The following is a 21,755-nucleotide window of genomic DNA, read 5'->3' as shown; positions in this document are numbered from 1 at the left end:
TACAGGCAAGGCGAGGGATGCCAAGTCGCGGGCGGTTCCTTTTGTCGAACCGCCCGTGAGGCTGGGGAGTCAGGCGCCGGGGACGGGGAGCGGCTGGACGGTGTCCGCTTCGAAGCTGCCGATCGGGTAGGCGCAATAGTCGGCGGCGTAATAGGCGCTGGGGCGGTGGTTGCCCGAGGCGCCGAGGCCGCCGAACGGCATGTTGGCGGCAGCGCCGGTGGTGGGCCGGTTGCGGTTGACGATGCCCGCGCGCGAAGCGTCGAGGAACGCCTGCCACTGGCCGGGGTCGCTGCTGACGAGGCCGGCGGAGAGGCCGAAGGCGGTGGCGTTGGCGGTTGCGATCGCCGCCTGGAAATCAGCGACGCGGGTGACCTGGAGGACGGGGGCGAAGACCTCGCTGTCGGGCACGGCGACGCCGGTCACGTCGAGGATCGAGGGGGTGACGAAGGATTCGCTGCGCCCCGCCACGCGTTCGAACGGGCGGATCGTGCGCGCGCCGGTGGCGACGAGGCGATCGACCGCGGCGTGCGCGCCCGCGGCGGCGGCGGCGGAGACCAGCGGGCCCATGAAAGCGTCGCCTTCCTCGTCCCAGGCGGCGATGCGGATGCGGGCGGTGAGCGCGTCGAGCGCGTCGACGATGGCGTCGCCCATCGCGCCCTGCGGCACGATCAGTCGGCGGGCGCAGGAGCAGCGCTGGCCAGTGGTGACAAAGGCGGAGTGGATGATGATCGAGGCGGCTTCCTCGGGCGAGTCCCAGACGATCAGCGGGTTGTTGCCGCCGAGTTCGAGCGCGAGGATGAGGTGCGGGCGGTCGATGGTCGCGCGCTTGAGCGCGGCGCCGGCCCCGGCCGAGCCGGTGAACAAGAGCCCGTCGATGTCACAGGCGACCAGTGCCTCGCCGGTCTCGCGCGCGCCCTGGACGCAGGTGAGGACGCCGGCTGGTAGCCCGGCCTTCTCCCACAGCGCGACCATGTGCGCGCCGACCGCGGGGGTGACCTCCGACGGCTTGAACACGATCGTGTTGCTGGCGAGCAGCGCGGGGACGATGTGGCCGTTGGGAAGGTGGCCGGGGAAGTTGTACGGCCCGAGCACCGCCATGACGCCATGGGCGCGGTGGCGCAGCACGGCGCGGCCGAAGGCGGTTTCGCTCGCGCGTTCACCCGCTCGCTCCGCCTGGGCGGCGATGGAGACGGCGACCTTGCCGATCATCGAGCCGACCTCCGCGCGGGTTTCCCACAGCAGCTTGCCGGTCTCGCGGGAGAGGAGGGCGGCGAACGCCTCGCGTCCCGCCTCCAGCACCTCGGCGTAGCGGCGGACGACGGCGATGCGGTCTTCGAGGGCCGCGTTGCGCCAAGCGGGGAGCGCGGCGCGGGCGCGGGCGACGGCGGCCTCGCATTCCGCGGGCGTGGCGGCGGCGCCTTCCCAGACGGTGGCGCCGGAGGCGGGGTCGATCGAGCGGAACAGGGTCATCAGGCACTCATCCGGATCAGGTCGCCTTCGCGCAGGCGGAGCGCGTCGGCAGTGGCAGGGGCGATCGCCAGCGTGTCGCCATCGACGCGAGCGGCCGCGCGGGTGGCGCGGAAATCGGCAATCGTGGCGGTCGAGAGCAGCGCTGCGGGTGCGCTGCCGACGTCGCCCAACTTCACGCGGCAGGTCCGGCCGCTGCGCACCGTCGCCAGCGTGTCGCGTGCGCAGGTGACGGTCGGGCCGCCGTCGAAGATGTCGACCAGGCCGGACCGCTCGAAGCCTTCGCGCTCCAGCAGCGCCAGCGCCGCTTCGCCGTCGCGGTGGACGCGGCCGATGGCGTCGGAGGCGGCGCGGTCGATCAACTCGACATAGATGGGGTGGCGAGGCGCCAGGTCCAGGATGAACTGGCCGTCGGTGGCGGTGACCATATGGTCTGCCTGTTCGAAGGGCAGGCGGTAGAATTTGCTCGAGACCCCCTCCCAGAAGGGCGAGGTGTCGTCGGCGTCGAACCAGCCGCGCAGCTCCGCCATCACCGTGTGCGAGAAGCGGATCGGCTCTGCGCCGATCAGCATGTAGCGGGCGCGCGCAAGCAGGCTGCCGGCGCCGTCGCCGCGCAGCCGCGGGTGGACGAACAGCGAGCCGACCTCGGTCCAGCCGCCGCATTCGTTGACCAGCACCAGCGCCTGGTGATCGAAGCGGGTGCGGGCCGCGGGCGAATATTGCGCGAGGGTCACGATGCGGAAGGAGAAGTGCGGGCGGGTGAGCCCCACCGCCGCACGCACGCCGGCGACGCCGAGCACCTCGCCCGTGTCGCTTTCCTCCAGCATCAGCGTGTACCAGGCCTCGGCCGGGGCGACGGTGCCGGCGAAGCTCTCTTCCGCCAGCGCCAGTCGTTCGGCGAGCACGTCGTCATTCTCGGGCAGGCTGGTGAAGCCGCGGCCGGACAGGACCGCGAGCTCCTTCAACGCAATCAAATCCGCCGGTCCGGCGGGTCGTACCACCAGCATCAGGCCGCCTGTGCCACCTGTGCACGGACGGTCTCGCAGGCGAGCGCGAGCCGGGTCACCGCCTCCGCCGCCTCTTCATGGCTGAGAGTGAGCGGCGGCAGCAGGCGCACGCAATTCTCGCCGCCGCCGGCGACCAGCAGGCCGTGGTCGCGCGCAATCCCCATGAACTCGCGGTTGTTGGGGATCATGCGCAGGCCGATCAGCAGGCCCTTGCCGCGCACGTCCTGGATCACGTCCGGGTAGCGGGCGGCGAGCTCGATCAGCTGGCGGCGCAGGTCCTCCGCCACGTCGCGGGCGTGGGCGAGGGTGTCGGGATTGGAAATCTCGTCGAATGCGGCGAGCGCCACGGCCATGGCGAGCGGGCTGCCGCCGAAGGTGGTGCCGTGGACCCCGGCGACCATGCCGCTGGCGGCGTCTGCGGTGGCGAGGCAGGCAGCGACGGGATAGCCGCCGCCCAGCGCCTTGGCGACGCACATGATGTCGGGCTCGGCGCCCTCGAACCACTGGTGCGCGAACAGGCGGCCGGTGCGGCCCATGCCGCTCTGCACCTCGTCATAGATGAGCAGCACGCCGCGGGCGGTGCACTGGCGGCGCAGCTCGGTCAGCCATTCGCCGGTGAGCGCGCGGGCGCCGCCTTCGCCCTGCACGGGCTCCACGATCACGGCGGCGGTGGTGGGGCGGGCGATCGCTTCGGCCAGGCCCGCCGCGTCGTCGAGAGTGAGCTGGACATATCCCGGCAGGCGCGGGCCGAAGCCTTCGGTGTAGGACGGGTTTCCGGCGGCGTTGATGGCGCCATAGGTGCGGCCGTGGAAGGAGCCGGCAAAGCCGATGACGTCGATCCGCTCCGGCGCGCCCTTGGCATAGTGATAGCGGCGCGCGGTCTTGAGCGCGCATTCGACGCTTTCGGTGCCGGTGCTGGCGAAGAACACCACGTCGGCAAAGGTGGCGGCGGTCAGCCGCTCGGCGAGCGCTTCCTGGCCGGGCACGCGAAAGATGTTGGAGACGTGCCAGAGCGTGTTCGCCTGCTCGGTGAGCGCGGCGACGAGCTTGGGATGGCAATGGCCGAGCGCGTTGGTGGCGATGCCGGCGACGCAGTCGAGATACTGGCGACCCTCGGTATCCCACAGCCAGGCGCCCTGGCCGCGCGCGACGCTGAGCGGTGCGCGATTATAGACGCCCATGAGGTGGTCGGTCATGCCCTGTCTCCTTGAACGGGATCTTGGAAGTCCACCCGGCCGACGGGCACGGGGGCGAGGAGGCGCTGGACGGCGCCGGAAAGACTGCGCACCGGTTCGGGCACCAGTTCGGTGTACCAGACGGCGTTGGAGGGCCCGATGCCGTGTTCGGCGCTGAAGCTGCCGCCATATTCCCCGACCACCGCGCGGAAGACGGTGGCGCGGGCGGCCTCCGCCACGGCAGGGTCGAACGGGCCGGCTTCGGGCGGCCACACCAGGTTGAAGTGCAGCCCGCCGTCGCCGACATGGCCGAAGTCGTGGAGGCGCAGCTGGGGCGCGATCGCTTCCACCCGTGCGGCCACGTCACGGCGGAAGCGCATGACGTCGCCGCGCCGGAGCGCGATGTCGCAGGCGACGACCTTGCCCGAGGCGCGCAGCCCCTCCGGCACGGCATGGCGGATCGCCCAGAGATCGTCGCGGCGATCGAGCATCGCGTCGAGGACGGCACCGCGCTCCATCCAGGGGGCAAGGGTGTCGCCGAGGCGCTCCTCCAGCCACTCGACGTCGAAGGCGGCACCGGCGGAGAGCTCGACCAGCACGGCATAGGCGGGGCGCTGCCCGGCGAACGGATCGCGCAGGCGCGGGACATGGGTGAGGGCAGCGTCGAGCGCGGGGGCGGAAATGCCTTCGAACGCGGTGAGCAGCGTGCCGAAGCTGGCTTCGAGTGCGAGCAGGAGGTGGACGGCGGTCTCGTCGCGATCGAGCGCGAGCATGGCGGTGACGCGGGTAGGGGCGAGTGGCGAGAGCGCGAGCGTGGCGCGGGTGACGACGCCGAGCGCGCCCGAGCTGCCGACGAGCAGCTGCTTCAGGTCGATGCCGGTGTTGTTCTTCCACAAGGGCGCGCCGAGCTGGAGTACGCGGGGCTCGGCTTCCGACGTCACTACCTCGAGCGCGAGCAGGTTGCGGCGGACGTCGCCGTAGCGCAGCAGCCGCGCGCCGCCGGTGTTGGCGCCGATCATGCCGCCGATCGACGGGTCCGCGCCGAGATCGATCGGGAAGCTCAGGCCATGCGGCAGGGCGGCGGCGTTGAGCGCGGAGAGGCGCACGCCGGCGTCCACCTCGGCGGTGCGGTTGACGGGATCGATCGCGGGGGCGCGGGCGAGCCGATCGAGGTTGAGGACGAGCAGGTCCGCGTCCGCCCCCGGGATGCCGGCCGCGACCAGACCCGTGCGGGCGCCCTGCGGCACCACGCGCACGCCGGCGGCATGGGCGGCGCGCAGCACGGCCGCGACCTCCTGCGCAGAGGCCGGACGCACCACGCCGAGCGGCCGGCCGGTGACGCCGCGGCCGTCGCTCGCATAGCCGGCGAGGTCGCCCGGGTCGGTCAGCAGGTGGGCGGGGCCGACCGCGTCGCGAAGTGCCCGGGTGAGCGCGTCGTTCATGCGGCCCGGGTCATGGCGAAGATGCCGGTCGCGTTGGCGCTGTCGAAGGCGAGGTCGAGGCTGCCGTCGTCCTTCGCGTGACGGGTGATGAACTCGTAGAAGGAGCCCGGCACGGTGCGGCGGACCTGCTGGCCATCGGCGTCGACGAACAGGCGCTCGACGGGATCGGCGCGGAAGGCGGTCTGGCGGACGCGGCCGCTCGCCGAGATCTCGACGCGCTCCTTGATCGGCCAGCCGCCGTCGCGGAGAGTATCGGACAGCGCCTCGACATCGGCGACGCGGTCGGTCGCGTGGTTGAAGGCATTGCCCTCGGTCGCGATCCACGCGGCCTCGCCGGACTGGGCGAGCAGCGCTTCATAGTCCGCGACGGCGACGTCCCCGTGCTGGCGATCGAAGGCAGCGGCGATGCGCGGGAGTGCGGGCTCGGCATCGCCATAGGCGACCGCGCCATCGCGGGCGAAGCCGTCGAGCACGGCGACATCGGCAGGGGTGAGCGGATCGATGGAGGTGCCGAACACGCGGGCGGCCGCCTCGGCAAAGGCTTCGTCGAAGCGCTCGACGTGCAACTCGCTTACGAAGTACTGCGGGATCGCCTCGGGCAGGTCCCGGTGGCAAAAGGCGTGGCCGGTCATCTTGAGCGCGGGCAGCGGATAGAGGCTGGCGACCGCATAGCCGAGCGGCTCGAGGATGCGGGCGAAGGCGTCCTGGCCGGCGGGAAGCGCGCCGGTCGGGCCTTGCGGGAAGCGGATGGTGCGCAGCGCACCATGGTCGAACAGGATGTGCCCGCCGGCGCGCCGGTCGGCGACATAGCGGGCGCCGCTCGGCACGCGGGCGAGCAGGTCGTCGAACAGCAATGTCGCGAGCGCCATGGCGAAGACGGCGCGCGGCACGCGATCGCCGGTGACCTCGGCCAGTTCGGCGGGGATTACGAGGGCGTCGAACGCCGCCTCGGTACGATCGCCCAGCACGTTGCGGACCAGCCGCGCCAGCACGCTATCATTCTCAATGCGCATGAACGTTCCTCGCTCCAGCCAAGCGTTCACCTCTACGCCGGAGCCGTGCTAGCGCAAACGCAAAGGAGTCATTTGCTGATGAGCGATGGGAATGAAGGGCGCCGCTTGCTGCCACCGATGGCCGCGCTGAATAGCTTCGCGGCGGCGGCGCGGCTGGGGGGCTTCTCGCGCGCAGGGGAGGCGGTGGGGCTGACCCAGAGCGCGGTCAGCCGGCAGGTGGCGCTGCTGGAGGACTGGGTGCAGGCGCCGCTGTTCGACCGGGCGGGGCGACGGGTGACGCTGAACGCGCAAGGCCGCGCCTATGCCGCGGAGATCGCGCCGGCGCTGGAGCGCATCCGGCGAGCGACGGCGCGGGTTGCGGGCGGGCGGCCGACCAACACGCTCGACATCGCCACGCTGCCGAGCTTCGGCATGCGCTGGCTGGCACCGCGGCTGCCGCGGCTGACCGCGCGCCATCCGGAGCTGGTGGTGAACCTGGCGGCGCGGACCTATCCGCTGGAGATGGTGGAGGAGCGGTTCGACGCCGCGATCGACTTCGGGCGGCCGGAGTGGCCGGGGATGGCGCACGAGCTGCTGTTCCGCGAGGCGGCGATCCCGGTGTGCGCGCCCGCATGGCTGGAGAAGAACCCGATCCGCGAGGCGGCGGACTTCCTGGGCAAGCCGCTGCTGTTCCAGACGTCACGCCGGGGGGCGTGGGACCAGTGGCTGCGGGTGGCGGGGGTGGAGGCGCCGCCGGTGCCATCGGGGCCGAGCTTCGAGCATTTCCTGATGCTGGCGCAGGCGGCGGCGGCGGGGGCGGGGGCGGCGCTGGTGCCGAGCTTCCTGATCGGGCCGGAACTGGAAAGCGGCAGCCTGGTGTGCCCGCTGTCGATCCCGCTCACCAGCGACGACGCCTATTATCTGGTGCGGCCGGACGGGGTGGAGAACCCGGCGCTGGAGCGGTTCTGCGACTGGATCGTGGAGGAGGCGCGGGGGGCGGACGCGGCGTGAATCAACGCTGGAGCTTGGTGGCGAGGATGACGGAGGAGGTGGTGCGCTCGACGCCCTCCAGTTCGCCGATGGCGTCGAGCAGGTCGTTGAGGCGGTTGACGTGGGGCGCCTCGACGATGGCGATCAGGTCGTATTCGCCCGAGATCGCGTAGAGGCCGGCGACCTCCGGCATGGTGACGAGCCGGTCCTGGGTGGCGTGGGTCGCCTTGGGGAACAGCTTGATCATGACATGGGCGCGGATCAGGCGGCGGTCGTAATCCTCGCCCAGGCGCACGGTGTAGCCGAGGATCGTGCCCTCCCGCTCCAGCCGCTCGATGCTGCTGTAGACGGCGGTGCGCGAGACGCCGAGCGCCGCCGCCAGTTCGGAGACGTTGCGCCGGGCGTCCTCGCGCAGGAGCGCCAGGAGCTGCGGGTCGATTTCCTCGGGCCGCATGGTCAGCGCGGGCCGGGGGCGTCGCGCAGCACGCCGCGCTCGACGCTGGCGATGCCGTCGAAGGCGGGGGCGGTGACCTGCAGCGTGTCGAGGTCGAGCACGCTGTCGGGGCCGATGCCGGTCACGCGGACGCCAGCCCAGTCGAGCGGCTGGCCCGGCTGGAGGGTGGGGCGGGTGGTCGGCTGGACCAGCCAGCCATGGCCGCCGGGCGGCGACAGCAGGCGGGCGGTGCCGTCCGCCTCCACGCAAAGCGCGGCGCCCTCGTCCACGCCTAGGCCGACGGCCTTCGGGTCCTTCTGCCGCGCCTTGGCGACGAAGGCGAACAGGCGGCCGAGCCGGTCGCGGCGGGCGAAGTGGGTGTCGGTGACGACATGGGCGAGGCGCGGCATGTGGAGGAAGCCCGTCACCAGCGTGACGGCAGGGCCGGCGGGATCGGCGAGCGCTTCCTGGCTGTCGATGCTGCCCCCGTCCATCGCGCCGTAGGCGGTGCCGCCCAGGATCGCGAGGCCGGCGCTGGTGCCGCCGATCGGGCGGCCCTTGCGGACATGGGCGTCGAGCGCGCGGGCGACGGGGGTGCCTTTCCAGAAGCGGACGTAGTTGGCCTGATCGCCGCCTGCGATGAAGATGCCGTCGGCGCGCGCGAGGATGTCGAGCACGCGCGCGTCGCTTGCGGCGACGCGGCTGCGGAAGACGAGCGTCTGGACCGAGGCGACGCCGCCGACCTGGTTGAAGATCTCCTCGCCGGCCTCGCCCTCTCCCGAGGCGCGCAGCACGACGATGTGGCCGTGGCCGGCACGCTCGGCGAACCAGCGGAAGGCGCGATAGTCCCAGTCGCCGCCGCCGACCAGCATCAGCGCCGGCGCGGTGGCCGCGGGTGTCTTCGCCGACCGGTCGCCGATTTCATAATAGCTGTAGCCGCCGGGTGCCGCCCAGGCGGACGCCGGCAGCAGCAGTGCCAGCAGCGCGCATGCGATTCGGGACCATGCCCGCCAAGCCCCACTTTTCAATTCGTTCGCCCCTGCCGAACATATTGCATTTTTATTGTTCCATTTTGACTGGTTCTGCTGCCAATATGTCTTCGGGAATACGGGGGGTCAAATGATGCGTACACGTAAGGGGATCGCGATCGCGCTCGCGGGGGCAAGCGCCTGGGCGCTGCCGGGGATGGCGTCGGCGCAGACGATGACGAGCGAGCAGAGCCTTCCGGCGGCGACCGACGACACGGCGCCCGAGGGGGAAGTCGTCGTGCTGGGATCGCGCATCCCGCGCGTGTCGGGGGACGGGCCGGCGCCGGTGACGACGATCACCGCCGAGGACATCCTGCGTAACGGCTACCAGAGCGTGCCGGACGTGCTGCGTGCGATCACGCAGAACGGCGGCGAGACCCAGAGCCAGCAAAGCGCGTCCGGCGCGGACTTCACGCCCGGCGCGCAGCAGGTCGACCTGCGCGGGCTGGGGCCGAACCACACACTGGTGCTGGTGAACGGCCGCCGCATCGCCGACTTCCCGCTGCCGTTCAACGGCAACAGCAACTTCACCGACATCTCGAACATCCCCGTGGGGCTGATCGAGCGGGTCGAGATCCTGAGCGGCAGCGCGTCGGCCATCTATGGTTCGGACGCGATCTCGGGCGTGGTGAACTTCCAGCTGAAATCCAAGCCGGACGGGACGCGGATCGACTATCGCTATGGGACGACCGAGCATGGCGGCGGGTCTTCGCACCGGCTGAGCGTGACCACCGGCTGGGAGACGGGGGGCTTCCACGGCGTGTTGGGGATCGAAGCGCTCGATCAGAAGCCGTTGTGGGCGTACGATCGCAAGATCCAGGATTCGACGCAGGACGACCCGACCGGGCCGCTCGCTCGCCGCACCTTCCTGCGCGCCGACGAATATCTCTACTACATCGATCCGGGCAAGGCGACGTGCGACCGGCTGTCGGGGCTGAACGGCGGCAGCACCTACTACGCCATGCGACCGGGCCGGGACACGATCGACGGCGACGGCTATTTCTGCGGCAGCGATACCTCGATCGGCTATGGCACGATCCAGTCCAAGCGCCGCTCGATCAGCGCCTATGGATCGATGGGCTACACGCTCAACGACCAGGCCGAGCTGTTCCTGGATTTTCAGGCGAGCTATTCCAAGCTCAGCCTGTTTCGCGACGTGCTCGACTGGTATTATGTGGCGCCGGACGGGAATGAGGAGGGCACCTTCTTCAACCCGAACCACCTGAGCCCCGACCAGACCTATAGCGGGCTGCAGCTGGACAATTGGACGCGGCAGTTCACGCCCGAGGAGATGGGCGGGCTGAACGCCGGCATGACGCGCAACCGCTCCACCACCTTCAACGTGACGCCGGGCATCAAGGGCCGGTTCGCCGACAACAAGTGGGGCTATGAGTTCAGCGTCAACCACGCCGAATACCAGTCGCGCGTGTCGTTCCCGCAGGTGGTGATCGACAAGGCCAACGCCTTCTTCCTGGGCCCGCAGGTGGGCGTCGACCCGGAGACGGGCTATGCCGAGTTCGATGCCGATCCGACGCGGCTCTACACGCCGCTGACGCCGGGCGAATATCGCTCGATCACCGCAAACTCGATCTATCGGCCCAAGTCGTGGGTGACGAACGTGGCGACGACGGTGAACACGACCGAGCTGTTCCGCCTGCCGGGCGGCGCCGCGGGCTTCGCGTTCACCGCGGAGGCGGGGAGCCAGGGCTACAACCTGCGGCCGGACCCGCTGGCGCTGACCCAATATTATGTCGGGCTGGTGGATTCCGATGGCCGGGGCAAGCGCAGCCACTGGGGCACGGGCGGCGAGCTGCGGCTGCCGGTGCTGTCGTTCGTGGAGCTCGACCTGGCCGGCCGCTACGACCATTATTCCTTTGCGGGCAACGGTTTCGGCAAGTTCACCTACAACCTGGGGGCGGTGGTGCGGCCGACGAGCACGCTGGTGCTGCGCAGCGCCTATGGCACCGGCTTCCGCGCGCCGGACCTCAACTATGTGTTCCGGGGACCCGGCAACACCCACCCGTCGGCGACCGATTATTATCTGTGCCGGACCGACCCGGACCAGCCGGAGGAGATCTCCGACTGCGACTATGCCGACGAGGGCATCGTCTCCCACCGTTCGGGCAATCGCAACCTGAAGCCGGAAACCTCCAAGTCGCTCAACGCCGGGGTGATGTGGCAGCCGCGGCGCTGGTTCGACATGTCGGTGGACTATTTCCGGGTCGCGATGAAGAACCAGGTGCTCGACATGAGCATCGACAATCTGCTGCGAGACGAGGCGGACTGCCGGATCGGCCAGACCGCAGCCGGGTCGCCAGTGGACGGCAATTCGCCGACCTGCCTCGACGCGCTGGCGCGGGTCGAGCGCTATTCGGGCGGCGCGCTCGATGGCCAGCTGCAGGGCGTCTATATCAACCCGATCAACGTCGCGGAGGAGACCACGGACGGCATCGACGTGGCGGCGCACATCCGCGTGCCGACCGCACAGGCGGGCAATTTCTCGCTGCGGGTGAACTACACCTATGTGTTCAACCACACGATCCGCCAATATCCGGGCGATCCGAAGATCAGCAAGCTCGACTATGACAGCGACTATGACATCCCGCGCGACAAGGGCACGGCGAGCCTGACCTGGGATCTCGAGCGCTTCTCGACGACGCTGACCGGCCAGCGGCTGGGCAAGCTCCCCAACTACGACCAGGACGCGTACATCAAGGCGAGCTACCTGTTCAATCTGTCGGCGCAGTACAGCTTCACCGACCGGCTGCGCCTGTCGGGCACGATCAACAACCTGTTCGACCAGGATCCGATCAAGGACCCGACCTATGGCGCCTATCCCTACTACGACATTTCATGGTTCGATTCGGTCGGCCGCAGCTTCTATGCGCAGCTGACCTACAAGATGGGGGGTGCGAAGCTGTGATGCGGATGCGGGCGATGGCGCTTGGCGGCGCGCTGTTCCTGGCGGTGTCGGCGCCGGCGCTCGCCCAGGGGCTGTCGCGTGCCGAGACGGTGATGGGGCAGACCGTCGACGCCGAATATGAGCGCTCGGTGGCGCTGCTCGGCCGGCTGGTGGACCAGAACAGCGGCACGCTCAACCTGGAAGGGGTGACTAAGGTCGGCGCGATGATGCGCGCCGAGCTGGAGCCGCTGGGCTTCACCGTCCAGTGGAAACCGATGGCGGCGGTGCAGCGCGCCGGCCATCTGGTGGCGGTGCATGCCGGCAAGCCGGGCGGCAAGCGCATCCTGCTGATCGGCCACCTGGACACCGTGTTCGAGCCGAGCTCGCCCTTCCAGAAGTTCGTGCGCAAGGGCGACGAGGCCGAAGGGCCGGGCGCGGGCGACGACAAGGGCGGCATGGTCGTGATCGTGGCGGCGCTGCGCGCGATGCAGGCGGCGGGCACGCTGAAGGACGCCAACATCGAGATCGTGCTGACCGGCGACGAGGAGGATGCCGGCAGCCCGCATCGCATCTCCCGCGCGGACCTGATCGGGGCGGGCAAGCGCGCCGACGTGGCGCTCGATTTCGAGGGGCTGGTGACGGAGGACGGGCGCGACATGGGCTCGATCGCCAGGCGTTCGGTCACCGACTGGCGGATTACCGCCACGGGCCAGACCGGCCATTCCTCGCTGATCTTCACGCCCGAGCTGGGTGACGGGGCGATCCACGAGCTGGTGCGCATCCTGGCGGCGTTCCGCGAGCAATTGCCGGAGCCGAACCTGACCTTCAACCCGGGCGTGATCGCCGGCGGAGCGACGGCCAGCATCGACGAGAGCGGCAATGCGGCGGCCGTCGGCAAGACCAACATCATCGCGCGGACGGCAGTCGCGACCGGCGACTTCCGCACGCTGAGCGAGGAACAGACGGCGCGGGTGCGCGGCAAGATGGAGGCGATCGTCGCGTCCCATGCGCCGGGCACCGATGCCAAGATCGCGTTCGGCGAGGGCTATCCGGCGATGGCCCCGACGGCAGGCAACACGGCGCTGCTGGCGGCGCTCAATGCGGTCAACCGCGACCTGAAGCTGCCGGAGATGCCGCCGCTCGATCCGCTCAAGCGCGGGGCGGGCGACATCTCATTCGTGGCCAACGACGTCGACAGCCTGGCGGGGCTGGGCACGGACAGCAGCGGCGACCATGCGCCCGGCGAGACGGTCGACCTGGCGAGCATCCGCCGCCAGGCCAAGCGCGCGGCGATCCTGATCTCCCGGCTGGCGAACGGACGGGAGGGGTCCGGACGCTAGCCCAGCGGAGGCGAGTCGCGTGGCCGGGGGGATGTGGCTGCACGGCCGCAAGGGAACGGCCACGCGATTCGTACCGCCACACCCGGTGGGACCTGCACGGTGCGGCCCTGCCGAGTAGCTGGTGCATCCCCGCGCTATTCGGGCAGCATCGGCCTGCCCTCGAAACGGGCGATGGCGTGACGAACTGCCTTGCTCAGCGCTTCTTCCGAGAAGAACCCTCCTGGGATCAGGCATCGCTCGACCAGCACGCGGCGGAACGCGGCGAAGGTCTCTGCGTCCGGCGCCAGCGGGTTCTGCCAGAAGGCGTCGAGCCCCCCTTGGAAGGTGATGCTCGGAATGTCGTAGACCGCATGGCCGAGTACGACCACCGGCACGCCGGCCGCCAGCGCAAAGGTGCCGCTGGTGCTGTTGATGGTGACCACGCCCTGGGCGCGGCGCGTGATGGGTACGATGTCGCCCCAGGCGAGATAGTCCACGCGGTCGGCCACTCCGAAAAGAGCAGCCATGTCTGCCGCCTCCTGCCGCCAGTCCCGCACGCCATTGTCGAGCGGATGTTCCTTCACGACCAGCCGGACGCCGCTGGGGGCGTGTGCAGCAAAGGATCCGATCACCAGGCGAAGCGCGTCGGCGATCCCGGCGAAGGGAGAGTGCAGGCGGATCTGGGCGTCTGATCGCGGGCGGTGCCGGCGGCGGCGGCGGCGACCCGATGGGTGACCCGGCGCGCGATGGCCTGGCGCGGCTGACGATCGCGGCCGGCGGATCGGTGCAGGGCGGCACGAACGCCATCACCGTCACGTCGCTGAACGGGACGACCATCACCAACGACGGCGCGATCACCGGCGGCAGCGGCTATGCGATCCAGGCGTCCGGCGGCGCGGCGACGATCGCGAACAACGGAGCGCTGACCGGCCGGCTGCAATTGACGGAGAATGCCGACCGGCTGACCAACGCCGGCACTCTTACCCTGATCGGCGACAGCGATTTCGGGGCCGGGGTCGACGTGCTGAACAACAGCGGCACGATCCGGCTGGGGGGCGCCGCTGCGACGCGGACGGTTGCGATCACCAATCTGGAGACGCTGTCGAACAGCGGCCTCATCGACCTGCGCAACGGCCGGACGGGCGACGTCCTGACGCTCGCCGGCACCGCCTACACCGGCACCGGCGACGCGACCCTGGGGCTCGACCTTCGATTTGGGACCACGACCGCCGCCGTCGATCGGCTTGTGGTGGGGAGTGCGAGCGGCTCCACCTCGGTCACTCTGCAGGCGAGCGACGGCCAGGCGATCCTGATCCCGGCGACCACCATCGTCCAGACCTCCGCCGCCTCGTCGGCGACGGCCTTCACGCTGGACCCGGCATCGCGCGACATCGGCCTCATCCAGTACGGCATCACCTATGATCCGACGGCGCTGGCGTATCGCCTCGTCAGCGCGCCCAGCGCGACGGTGTACCGCCAGGCCAAGCTCGGCGAGGGGCTCGCCTCGGTGTGGAACCGGTCCGGAGATGCGGTGACCGCCCATCTGGCGGCAGGTCGGGATGCGGGCTGGGGCAGCCCTGCCACCGACACGACCGGCCGGCTGTGGCTGCAGATGTTCGGCGAGGTCAACAAGCGCAAGGAAAGGCGCGACTTCGCCTTCAACGGCCTGGTGCAGGATGATGTGAACCTGGGCTATCGCCAGGATGCGTTCGGTGGCCAGATCGGCTTCGATATCGGCGGCGGCTCCAGCGAGAATGGCGGCGCCGTGTTCGGCGTGTCGACCGGCTATCTCTCGTCGGCGATGAACTTCGCCGGCTCGGGCGACCGGTTCGACATCGATACGCTGAACGGCGCCATCTATGGCGCGTTCCAGGCGGGCGGCCTCTTCATCAACGGCCTGGCGAGATACGACCGGTCGTGGATCGAGGCGCGCGGCAACCTCGCCAACTTCAACGTGAAGACCAAGGCGAATACCTGGGGCGGCAAGCTGGAGGCGGGTGCTCGCCTGGGCTCCGACACCTTCTTTGCCGAGCCCGCCGTGAGCATCGCGTACACCAAGAGCGACATCGACGGCTATGGCACGCTGGGCGGACGCTTCGACTTCGACGATTTCGAGGGCCTGCGTGGCAAGGCAGGGGTGAAGATCGGAGGGGCGACCGACATTGGCGAGTCTTCCAAGCTGGTGTTCTACGTTGGCGGTGCCGCGGTGCACGAGTTCAAGGGCGACGACGGCCTGCGGTTCACGAGCGGCGCACAGACGCTCGTGCTGGGGAGCGATGCCCTGGGCACCTATGGCCAGGGCACGCTGGGCTTCAACATCGTGACCGCGAGCGGCGTCACCGGCTTCCTGGAAGCCCATGGCGAATATGGCGACGACTATCAGGGCGGCGGCGGCCGTGCCGGTATCCGGATCAAGTTCTGATCGGTACGACACCCTGAGATACCAACCCGAGGCGCGGGCTCGCGGCATTGGCTGCGAGCCCGATCGCCCCGTCGTCCCATCAAGAGGCCCGGATCATGAGTAACGCGCCCGCACCCATGGCCGCGGCAGGCAACGGAACGTCGCCGGCGACGCCGGGTACGCCCAAGCCGACGAACACCAACCTGACGGTGTCGCGCGGGCTGTCCGACTGGCTGCGCGCCAACCGCACGAGCATCGCCTTCACCTCCTACCAGACGGGGCAGTTGTTCCTGGTGGGCGTGACCCCGGCGGGCACCGTCTCGTTCAACCAGCAGAACTTCTCCCGCGCGATGGGGGTCTGCTACCAGCCCGGCAGGCTGTATCTCGGCACGTCGCACCAGATCTGGCGGCTCGAGAACATGCTTCGGCCCGGCGAGACGGCGAACCAGCATTTCGACATGGCGCTGATCCCGCGCAACGCCCAGACGACCGGCGACGTCGATGTGCACGAGGTCGGCACGGACGCGGCCGGGCGCGTGATCTTCGTCAATACCAAGTACAGCTGCCTGGCGACGCTGGACCTGAACCACAGCTTCCGACCGATCTGGAAGCCGGACTTCATTTCCAAGCTCGCGCCCGAGGACCGTTGCCATCTGAACGGAATGGCGATGGACGGCGGCACGCCGCGCTATGTGACGGCGGTCAGCCGCAGCGACAGCCTGACCGGATGGCGCGAGCGCCGCCACGAAGGCGGCGTGCTGATCGAGGTCGCGACCGACCGCATCGTCACCGATCAGCTGTCCATGCCGCATAGCCCCAGGGTTCGGGGCGATCATGTGCTGGCGCTGGATTCGGGCCGCGGGCATCTGATCCGTATCGAGCCGGCGAGCGGCGAGCGGGCCGACATCGCCTTCTGCCCGGGCTTCCTGCGGGGCATGTCGCTCCACAACGGCCATGCCCTGGTGACCGTGTCGAAGCCGCGCAACGGCACCTTCGCCGGCCTCGCGCTCGATGCCGCACTGGCGAGCCGCGATGCCGAGGCTTGGTGCGGCGTGCTGATCGTCAACCTCGCCTCCGGCGACATCGTCGAATGGATCAAGCTGGATGGCTTCATCACCGAATTGTTCGACGTGGCGGTGATGCCCGGCGTCGTGTGTCCGATGTCGATCGGACCCGATACGCCGGAGATGCGCACCACGATCAGTTTCGACCGGGAGATTTCCCCGCTGTCGTGAGTTTGCGTCAGCCGTGGCGTTCCTCCCCGACGTCCTGCCGCGCAGCAGCCGTGCGGCAGCGCAGAGCTGTATCATGCCAGGTCAGGCAGGGGGCATTCGCGTCCCGCGACTGGCACGCGACCGTGGCGGGACGGCGGTCGTCGGTGCTAAAGGCGCGATCAATGCCTGAGCATGGAATACGATGACGGATCTCCCCGGACGCGAGGGGCAGCGGCTGGCTGCGCTTGCACAATATAAGATCGTGGACACGCCCCCCGAGGAGGCGTTCGACGAGATCGCCGAACTGGCCGCCGCGATCTGCGAGGCGCCGATCGCGATCGTGAACCTGATCGGGGACGGCCGCCAGTTCTTCAAGGCCGAGGTCGGCCTGGGCGTGCGGGAGATGCCGCTGGACACATCCTTTTGTGCCCAGGCGATCCTGGAGGAGGATTTCCTTCTTGTTCCCGACGCGGCCGCGGACCCGCGCTTTGCCTGCAACCCGCTGGTCACGGGAGCGCCGCACCTGCGCTTCTATGCGGGGGCGATCCTGAAGTCGCCCGAAGGGCTGCCGATCGGCACCCTGTCCGTGCTCGACGTTCGGCCCCGTACCCTCACCGGAGTGCAGGAGCGCGCGATCCGCGTTCTCGCCCGCCAGGTCATGGTGCAGCTGGAGCAACGGCTTGCCACCGAGCGCGCAGCGACGTCCGAAGCGCGCCAGGGGGCGATCGTGGACAGCGCCCAGGATTTCGCGATCATCGCCATGGACCTCGACGGCACGATCGTGGAGTGGAGCTACGGCGCGGAGCGTGTGCTCGGCTGGTCGGAACGCGAGGCGGTGGGGCAGAGCGCATCCCTGTTCTTCATCGAGGAGGATCGCGCAGCCGGGGTGCCGGATCGCGAGATGCAGTGCGCCCTGGAAGAAGGCCGGGCGATCGACGAGCGCTGGCATGTGCGAAAGGGCGGCGCGCGATTCTGGGCGAGCGGCGAGCTGTCTCCGCTGCGCGATCGGGCCGGGCAGCATGTCGGCTTCGTGAAGATCCTGCGGGATCGCACCGAGGAGCACCTCGCCGGCATTGCCCTCCGCCAGGCGCAGGAGCGGTTCCAGACGATCTTCGACACGGTGGAGGCGGCGTTTGCCATCGTCGAGGTCAAGTTCGACGAGAATGAAGAGCCGATCAACTATCGCTTCGTCGAGGCGAATCCCGCCTTCGCGCGCCAGGCCGGCGTGGACCTGCGCGGCAAGTGGGTGACCGAATATGCACCGGACCTGGAGCCGTTCTGGTTCCAGATCTACGGCCATGTGGCCAAGACCGGCGAGCCGACGAACTTCGAAAATTATGCCGAGGCGTTCCAGCGCTGGTTCGACGTGCGCGCGGTACGGGTCGGCGACCCTGCCGACCGCCAGATCGCGATCATCTTCAACGACGTGACCGCCCGGCGGGAGGCGGAGGAGCGTCTGCGGGTCAGCGAGGCGAGTGCGCGGGAAAATGCGGAGCGGGTGCAGCTCGCCCTGGAGGCCGGCGCCATCATCGGCACCTGGCACTGGGATCTGCCGAGCGACCAGTTCACCGTCGACGACGCGTTCGCGCGCACCTTTGGCCTAGACCCGGCGCTCGGCCGCAAGGGCATTCCGCTGGCGCAGATCACGGCCACCGTTCACCCGGACGACCGGCGGAGCCTGGAGGAGGCGATCGGCGAGGTGATCGCACGCGGCGGTTCCTACGCCCACCAGTATCGCGTGCGACGGTGCGATGGCCGCTACTATTGGATCGAGGCGAACGGGCGGGTCGAGCATGGGCCCGACGGGACGCCGCTGAGCTTTCCGGGCGTCCTGATCGACGTCCAGGAGCGGCGCACCATCGAGGCGGAGCGCGACCGTGCGCTTGCGGACCTGCGCGCGCTTACCGAAACGCTCGAGCAGCGGGTCGCGCAGCGGACGGCGGACCTTGTGGAGGCCGAGGACGCCTTGCGCCAGTCGCAAAAGGTCGAGGCGATCGGGCAGCTTACCGGCGGGGTCGCGCACGACTTCAACAACCTGCTGACCGTCATCCGCGGGTCGGTCGACCTGCTGCGTCGCCCCGGCCTCTCCGACGATCGGCGCCAGCGCTACATCGACGCGATCTCCGACACCGCGGACCGCGCGACCAAGCTCACCAACCAGCTGCTCGCGTTCGCGCGCCGCCAGTCGCTGAAGCCCGAAGTCTTCGACGTTTCCGAAAGCGTGCGGACCGTCAGCGACATGGTGCGCACGCTGACGGGGTCGCGGGTGAAGGTGTCGCTGAGGCTGCCGTCCGAACCCTGCTACATCGACGCCGACCGCAGCCAGTTCGACACCGCGATCGTCAACATGGCCGTCAACGCGCGCGACGCGATGAAGGGCGAGGGCGAGCTGATCCTGTCGGTTTGCACCACGTCCGAGATGCCGGCCATCCGGGCACATCCTGCGACGCCGGGGGAGTTCGTGGCCGTCTCGCTGACCGACAGCGGGCCCGGCATCCCGGCCGACAACATCGACCGTATCTTCGAGCCGTTCTTCACCACCAAGGGGGTGGGCGAGGGAACGGGACTGGGGCTGAGCCAGGTGTTCGGATTCACCAAGCAGTCCGGCGGCGGCATCATCGTCACGAGCGAGGAAGGAGAGGGGGCGACCTTCACCCTGTATCTGCCGCGGGTCGAAGGAACGGCGGGCGTCGCGGCCGCAGCCGGCGACAATTCCCTGCCGCTCGGGGAGGGGGCCTGTGTGCTGGTGGTCGAGGACAATGCCGAGGTCGGCATGTTCGCGACACAGGCGCTGGCGGAGCTCGGCTATGAGACTGTGTGGGCGATGGACGGGCGCAAGGCGCTGGCGGAACTGGCTGCCGAGGCCGGCCGCTTCGACGTCGTCTTCTCCGACGTGATGATGCCGGGCATGTCCGGCATCGAGCTTGGCCAGGAGATCGCCCGCCTCTACCCCGCGCTGCCGGTCGTGCTGACCAGCGGGTACAGCGAGGTGCTGGCGCAGAACGGGACGCACGGCTTCGAGCTCGTGCACAAGCCCTATTCGATCGATACGCTGTCGCGCGCCCTGCAAAAGGTTTCCCGGCGACGCTGAGGGGCGCATCGCCGCGCCCGCGGGCAGCGGGCCGGCGCGCCCCCATGGATCGTCGATGCTGTGGAGTCGCGGGTGGGGCGGGATACCTGCCGGCGGTGGGGAGAGACTCGACCCGCCGCTTGATCTTGTTGGTCGGGGCGACAGGATTCGAACCTGCGACCCCCACACCCCCAGTGTGATGCGCTACCAGGCTGCGCTACGCCCCGACCGAGCGCTGCCCTCTATGCGCGTCGCGCGCCGCTTGCAAGCGCTAAGGACGGCCGGTTGCCACAGAGGCACGCGCATGATAGCGCGCGCCCCTTGAACGGCCCGGCGTCCGCGGCCTTTTTTCATCAGGTTTCCAAGCACCCATGCTCGTTCCCAAAGCTTTTGCCCAGTCCGCCGGATCGGCCGCCCAGGGCGGTGCCCTTGCGTCGTTCGTATCGATCGCGCCGCTGATCCTGATCTTCGTGGTCTTCTACTTCCTGATGATTCGCCCGCAGCAGAAGCGGATGAAGACGCTGCAGACGGCGATCGCGAACGTGAAGAAGGGCGACCAGGTCGTGACGGCAGGCGGCCTGCTGGGTCGCGTGACGCGCGTCGAGGACGCGGTGGTCGAGGTCGAGATCGCGCCCAACACCCGCGTGCGCGTCGTCAAGGCGACCATCGCCGAGGTGACGGCGCCGGCCGGCGCCAAGCCCGCGAACGACTGATGCTCGATTTCCCGCGCTGGAAGGTCCGGGCCATCTGGCTCGGGGTCCTCATCATGGTGCTGCTCGCGGTGCCGAGCCTGCTGCCGGAGCGCACGCGCGCCCAGCTGCCGGGCTGGGTGCCGACGCCGACGATCAACCTGGGTCTCGACCTGGCCGGCGGCAGCTACATCCTGCTGGAGGCCAAGACCTCCGACGTCGCGACCACGCGGCTGGAGCAGATGCGGGAACAGGTCTCGACCGAGATGCGGCGCGCCCCGCGCGTCCAGATCGGCGACATCTCCACGCGCGGCGGGCGCCTGTCGTTCATGGTGCGCGACGTCGCGCAGGTGGACGCGGCGCGCGAGAAGCTGCTGTCGATCACCGGCGGCGGCGCGGGCCTGACGGGCCAGCGCGAATGGGACATCGAGGTGGTCGACCAGACCCGCTTCGTGCTGACCCAGACCGACGCGGGCCTCACCCAGGCCGTCGACCGGGCGATGGACGACGCGACCGACGTGGTCCGCCGCCGCATCGACGAGCTCGGCACGCGCGAGCCGACGATCATTCGCCAGGGTTCGAACCGCATCGTCGTGCAGGTGCCGGGCCTGGACGATCCCAAGGCGCTGAAGGACCTGCTGGGCAAGACCGCGCGGCTGGAGTTCAAGCTGGTCGACACCACCGCTGATCCGGCGGCGGTGCTGCGCGGTGACGCGCCGGTCGGCAGCCAGATCCTGCGCTATCAGGGCACGGGCCAGCCGATCGCGGTCAAGCGCAACACGATCATCTCGGGTGACCAGCTCGCCGACGCGCGCCAGTCCTATGACCAGAACGGCCAGCCCAACGTCGACATCACCTTCGACAGCGTCGGCGGCCGTCGCTTCGCGACCGTCACGCGCGAGAACGTGAACAAGCCGTTCGCGATCATCGTCGACAACCAGGTGATCTCGGCACCCAACATCAACGAACCGATCTTGGGCGGCCGCGCCTCCATTGCCGGTGGCTTCACCGTCGACGGCGCCAATCAGCTCGCGATCGCGCTGCGCTCGGGCAAGCTGCCGGTCGACCTGACGGTGGTGCAGGAAAGCACGGTCAGCCCGGAACTGGGCGACGACTCGATCCGTGCCGGCATCCTCGCCTCGGTGATCGCGGCGGTCGCCGTGATCGCGTTCATGATCCTGACCTATGGCCGGTTCGGCATCTATGCGACCACCGCGGTCGTCATCAACGTGCTGGTGATCCTGGCCGTGATGGGCATGCTGAACGCGACGCTGACGCTGCCGGGCATCGCCGGCTTCGTGCTGACGATCGGTACCGCGGTGGACGCCAACGTGCTGATCAACGAGCGCATCCGCGAAGAGCGGCGGCGTGGCCGCAGCGTGATCCAGTCGCTGGAGCTGGGCTACAAGGAAGCGAGCCGCACCATCTTTGAGGCGAACGTGACGCACGCGATCGCGGGCCTCATCATGCTGCTGCTGGGCTCCGGCCCGATCCGCGGCTTTGCCGTGGTGCTGCTGCTCGGCATCGCGACCTCGGTGTTCACCGCTGTCACCTTCACGCGCATGCTCGTGTCGGGTTGGGTTCGCAAGAACCGGCCGACCGAGATCCACATCTAGGACGCCCCCC

The 21,755-nt window shown here is 69.5% G+C and carries 16 protein-coding genes and 1 tRNA gene; 8 read left to right on the top strand and 9 right to left on the bottom strand.

Features of this window, described 5'->3' with window-relative positions:
• Nucleotides 1–69 precede the first annotated feature (69 nt).
• Genes astD through ABDZ92_RS06010 form a run of 5 tightly spaced genes read right to left on the bottom strand, consistent with a single transcriptional unit; the run spans nt 70 to nt 6,104 of the window.
• Nucleotides 70–1,470 carry a succinylglutamate-semialdehyde dehydrogenase gene (astD, locus tag ABDZ92_RS06030; RefSeq protein WP_125961623.1) on the bottom strand — a complete coding sequence of 467 codons (1,401 nt, stop codon included), beginning with the start codon at nt 1,468–1,470 and terminating at the stop codon, nt 70–72.
• A complete protein-coding gene (locus tag ABDZ92_RS06025) occupies nt 1,470–2,474 on the bottom strand; it encodes an arginine N-succinyltransferase (protein WP_125961624.1) in 1,005 nt (334 codons plus the stop codon). Before ABDZ92_RS06025 ends, astD begins: the two co-directional genes overlap by 1 nt.
• Entirely contained in the window at nt 2,474–3,670 is a 1,197-nt protein-coding gene (locus ABDZ92_RS06020) for an aspartate aminotransferase family protein (protein ID WP_125961625.1), read from the bottom strand. The genes ABDZ92_RS06025 and ABDZ92_RS06020 overlap by 1 nt, the downstream gene beginning before the upstream one ends.
• Nucleotides 3,667–5,091 carry an FAD-binding oxidoreductase gene (locus ABDZ92_RS06015; protein WP_125961626.1) on the bottom strand — a complete coding sequence of 475 codons (1,425 nt, stop codon included), beginning with the start codon at nt 5,089–5,091 and terminating at the stop codon, nt 3,667–3,669. Before ABDZ92_RS06015 ends, ABDZ92_RS06020 begins: the two co-directional genes overlap by 4 nt.
• Complete coding sequence (locus tag ABDZ92_RS06010) at nt 5,088–6,104, bottom strand: 2-oxoadipate dioxygenase/decarboxylase family protein (protein ID WP_125961627.1); 1,017 nt, start codon at nt 6,102–6,104, stop codon at nt 5,088–5,090. The genes ABDZ92_RS06015 and ABDZ92_RS06010 overlap by 4 nt, the downstream gene beginning before the upstream one ends.
• Nucleotides 6,105–6,182: 78 nt before the next feature.
• Here ABDZ92_RS06010 and ABDZ92_RS06005 point away from each other — a divergent pair, with 78 nt between their 5' ends.
• Entirely contained in the window at nt 6,183–7,094 is a 912-nt protein-coding gene (locus ABDZ92_RS06005) for a LysR substrate-binding domain-containing protein (protein WP_343761991.1), read from the top strand.
• A gap of 1 nt (nt 7,095) precedes the next feature.
• Here ABDZ92_RS06005 and ABDZ92_RS06000 read toward each other — a convergent pair whose 3' ends face one another.
• The gene (locus ABDZ92_RS06000) at nt 7,096–7,527 is read right to left on the bottom strand and encodes an Lrp/AsnC family transcriptional regulator (RefSeq protein WP_125959929.1); all 432 of its coding nucleotides are present in this window, start codon (nt 7,525–7,527) and stop codon (nt 7,096–7,098) included.
• A gap of 2 nt (nt 7,528–7,529) precedes the next feature.
• Nucleotides 7,530–8,534 carry a cyanophycinase gene (locus tag ABDZ92_RS05995; protein ID WP_241211774.1) on the bottom strand — a complete coding sequence of 335 codons (1,005 nt, stop codon included), beginning with the start codon at nt 8,532–8,534 and terminating at the stop codon, nt 7,530–7,532.
• 91 nt (nt 8,535–8,625) lie between these two features.
• Here ABDZ92_RS05995 and ABDZ92_RS05990 point away from each other — a divergent pair, with 91 nt between their 5' ends.
• The gene (locus ABDZ92_RS05990; protein WP_241211773.1) at nt 8,626–11,457 is read left to right on the top strand and encodes a TonB-dependent receptor; all 2,832 of its coding nucleotides are present in this window, start codon (nt 8,626–8,628) and stop codon (nt 11,455–11,457) included.
• A gap of 5 nt (nt 11,458–11,462) precedes the next feature.
• Nucleotides 11,463–12,776, top strand: a complete 1,314-nt coding sequence (locus ABDZ92_RS05985) for a M20/M25/M40 family metallo-hydrolase (RefSeq protein WP_125959951.1) — start codon at nt 11,463–11,465, stop codon at nt 12,774–12,776.
• A 134-nt stretch (nt 12,777–12,910) separates the two neighbouring features.
• Here ABDZ92_RS05985 and ABDZ92_RS05980 read toward each other — a convergent pair whose 3' ends face one another.
• Complete coding sequence (locus ABDZ92_RS05980; RefSeq protein ID WP_272695118.1) at nt 12,911–13,435, bottom strand: capsular polysaccharide export protein, LipB/KpsS family; 525 nt, start codon at nt 13,433–13,435, stop codon at nt 12,911–12,913.
• A 47-nt stretch (nt 13,436–13,482) separates the two neighbouring features.
• Between ABDZ92_RS05980 and ABDZ92_RS05975 the strand changes: the two genes are divergently transcribed.
• The 3 genes from ABDZ92_RS05975 to ABDZ92_RS05965 all read left to right on the top strand — a co-directional run bounded on the left by ABDZ92_RS05975 (nt 13,483) and on the right by ABDZ92_RS05965 (nt 19,461).
• On the top strand, nt 13,483–15,177 hold the full coding sequence (locus ABDZ92_RS05975; RefSeq protein ID WP_125959928.1) for an autotransporter family protein: 1,695 nt from the start codon (nt 13,483–13,485) through the stop codon (nt 15,175–15,177).
• A gap of 116 nt (nt 15,178–15,293) precedes the next feature.
• A complete protein-coding gene (locus tag ABDZ92_RS05970; RefSeq protein WP_125959950.1) occupies nt 15,294–16,391 on the top strand; it encodes a TIGR03032 family protein in 1,098 nt (365 codons plus the stop codon).
• A 181-nt stretch (nt 16,392–16,572) separates the two neighbouring features.
• On the top strand, nt 16,573–19,461 hold the full coding sequence (locus tag ABDZ92_RS05965; RefSeq protein ID WP_164521207.1) for a PAS domain S-box protein: 2,889 nt from the start codon (nt 16,573–16,575) through the stop codon (nt 19,459–19,461).
• A gap of 129 nt (nt 19,462–19,590) precedes the next feature.
• On the opposite strand, the gene ABDZ92_RS05960 is transcribed toward ABDZ92_RS05965, so the two are convergent.
• A tRNA-Pro gene (locus ABDZ92_RS05960) sits at nt 19,591–19,667 on the bottom strand.
• A 144-nt stretch (nt 19,668–19,811) separates the two neighbouring features.
• Here ABDZ92_RS05960 and yajC point away from each other — a divergent pair.
• Nucleotides 19,812–20,153 (top strand): preprotein translocase subunit YajC, encoded by a 342-nt coding sequence (yajC, locus tag ABDZ92_RS05955; protein ID WP_125959927.1) that lies wholly within the window; start codon nt 19,812–19,814, stop codon nt 20,151–20,153.
• A complete protein-coding gene (secD, locus tag ABDZ92_RS05950; protein WP_125959926.1) occupies nt 20,153–21,745 on the top strand; it encodes a protein translocase subunit SecD in 1,593 nt (530 codons plus the stop codon). The genes yajC and secD overlap by 1 nt, the downstream gene beginning before the upstream one ends.
• Nucleotides 21,746–21,755: the final 10 nt, after the last annotated feature.

The sequence above is a fragment of the Sphingomonas molluscorum genome, assembly GCF_039522995.1.
Classification (GTDB): Bacteria; Pseudomonadota; Alphaproteobacteria; order Sphingomonadales; family Sphingomonadaceae; genus Sphingomonas; species Sphingomonas molluscorum.
Note: the sequence above shows the minus strand (reverse complement) of the source record. Positions and strands in the feature narration are given on the sequence as shown.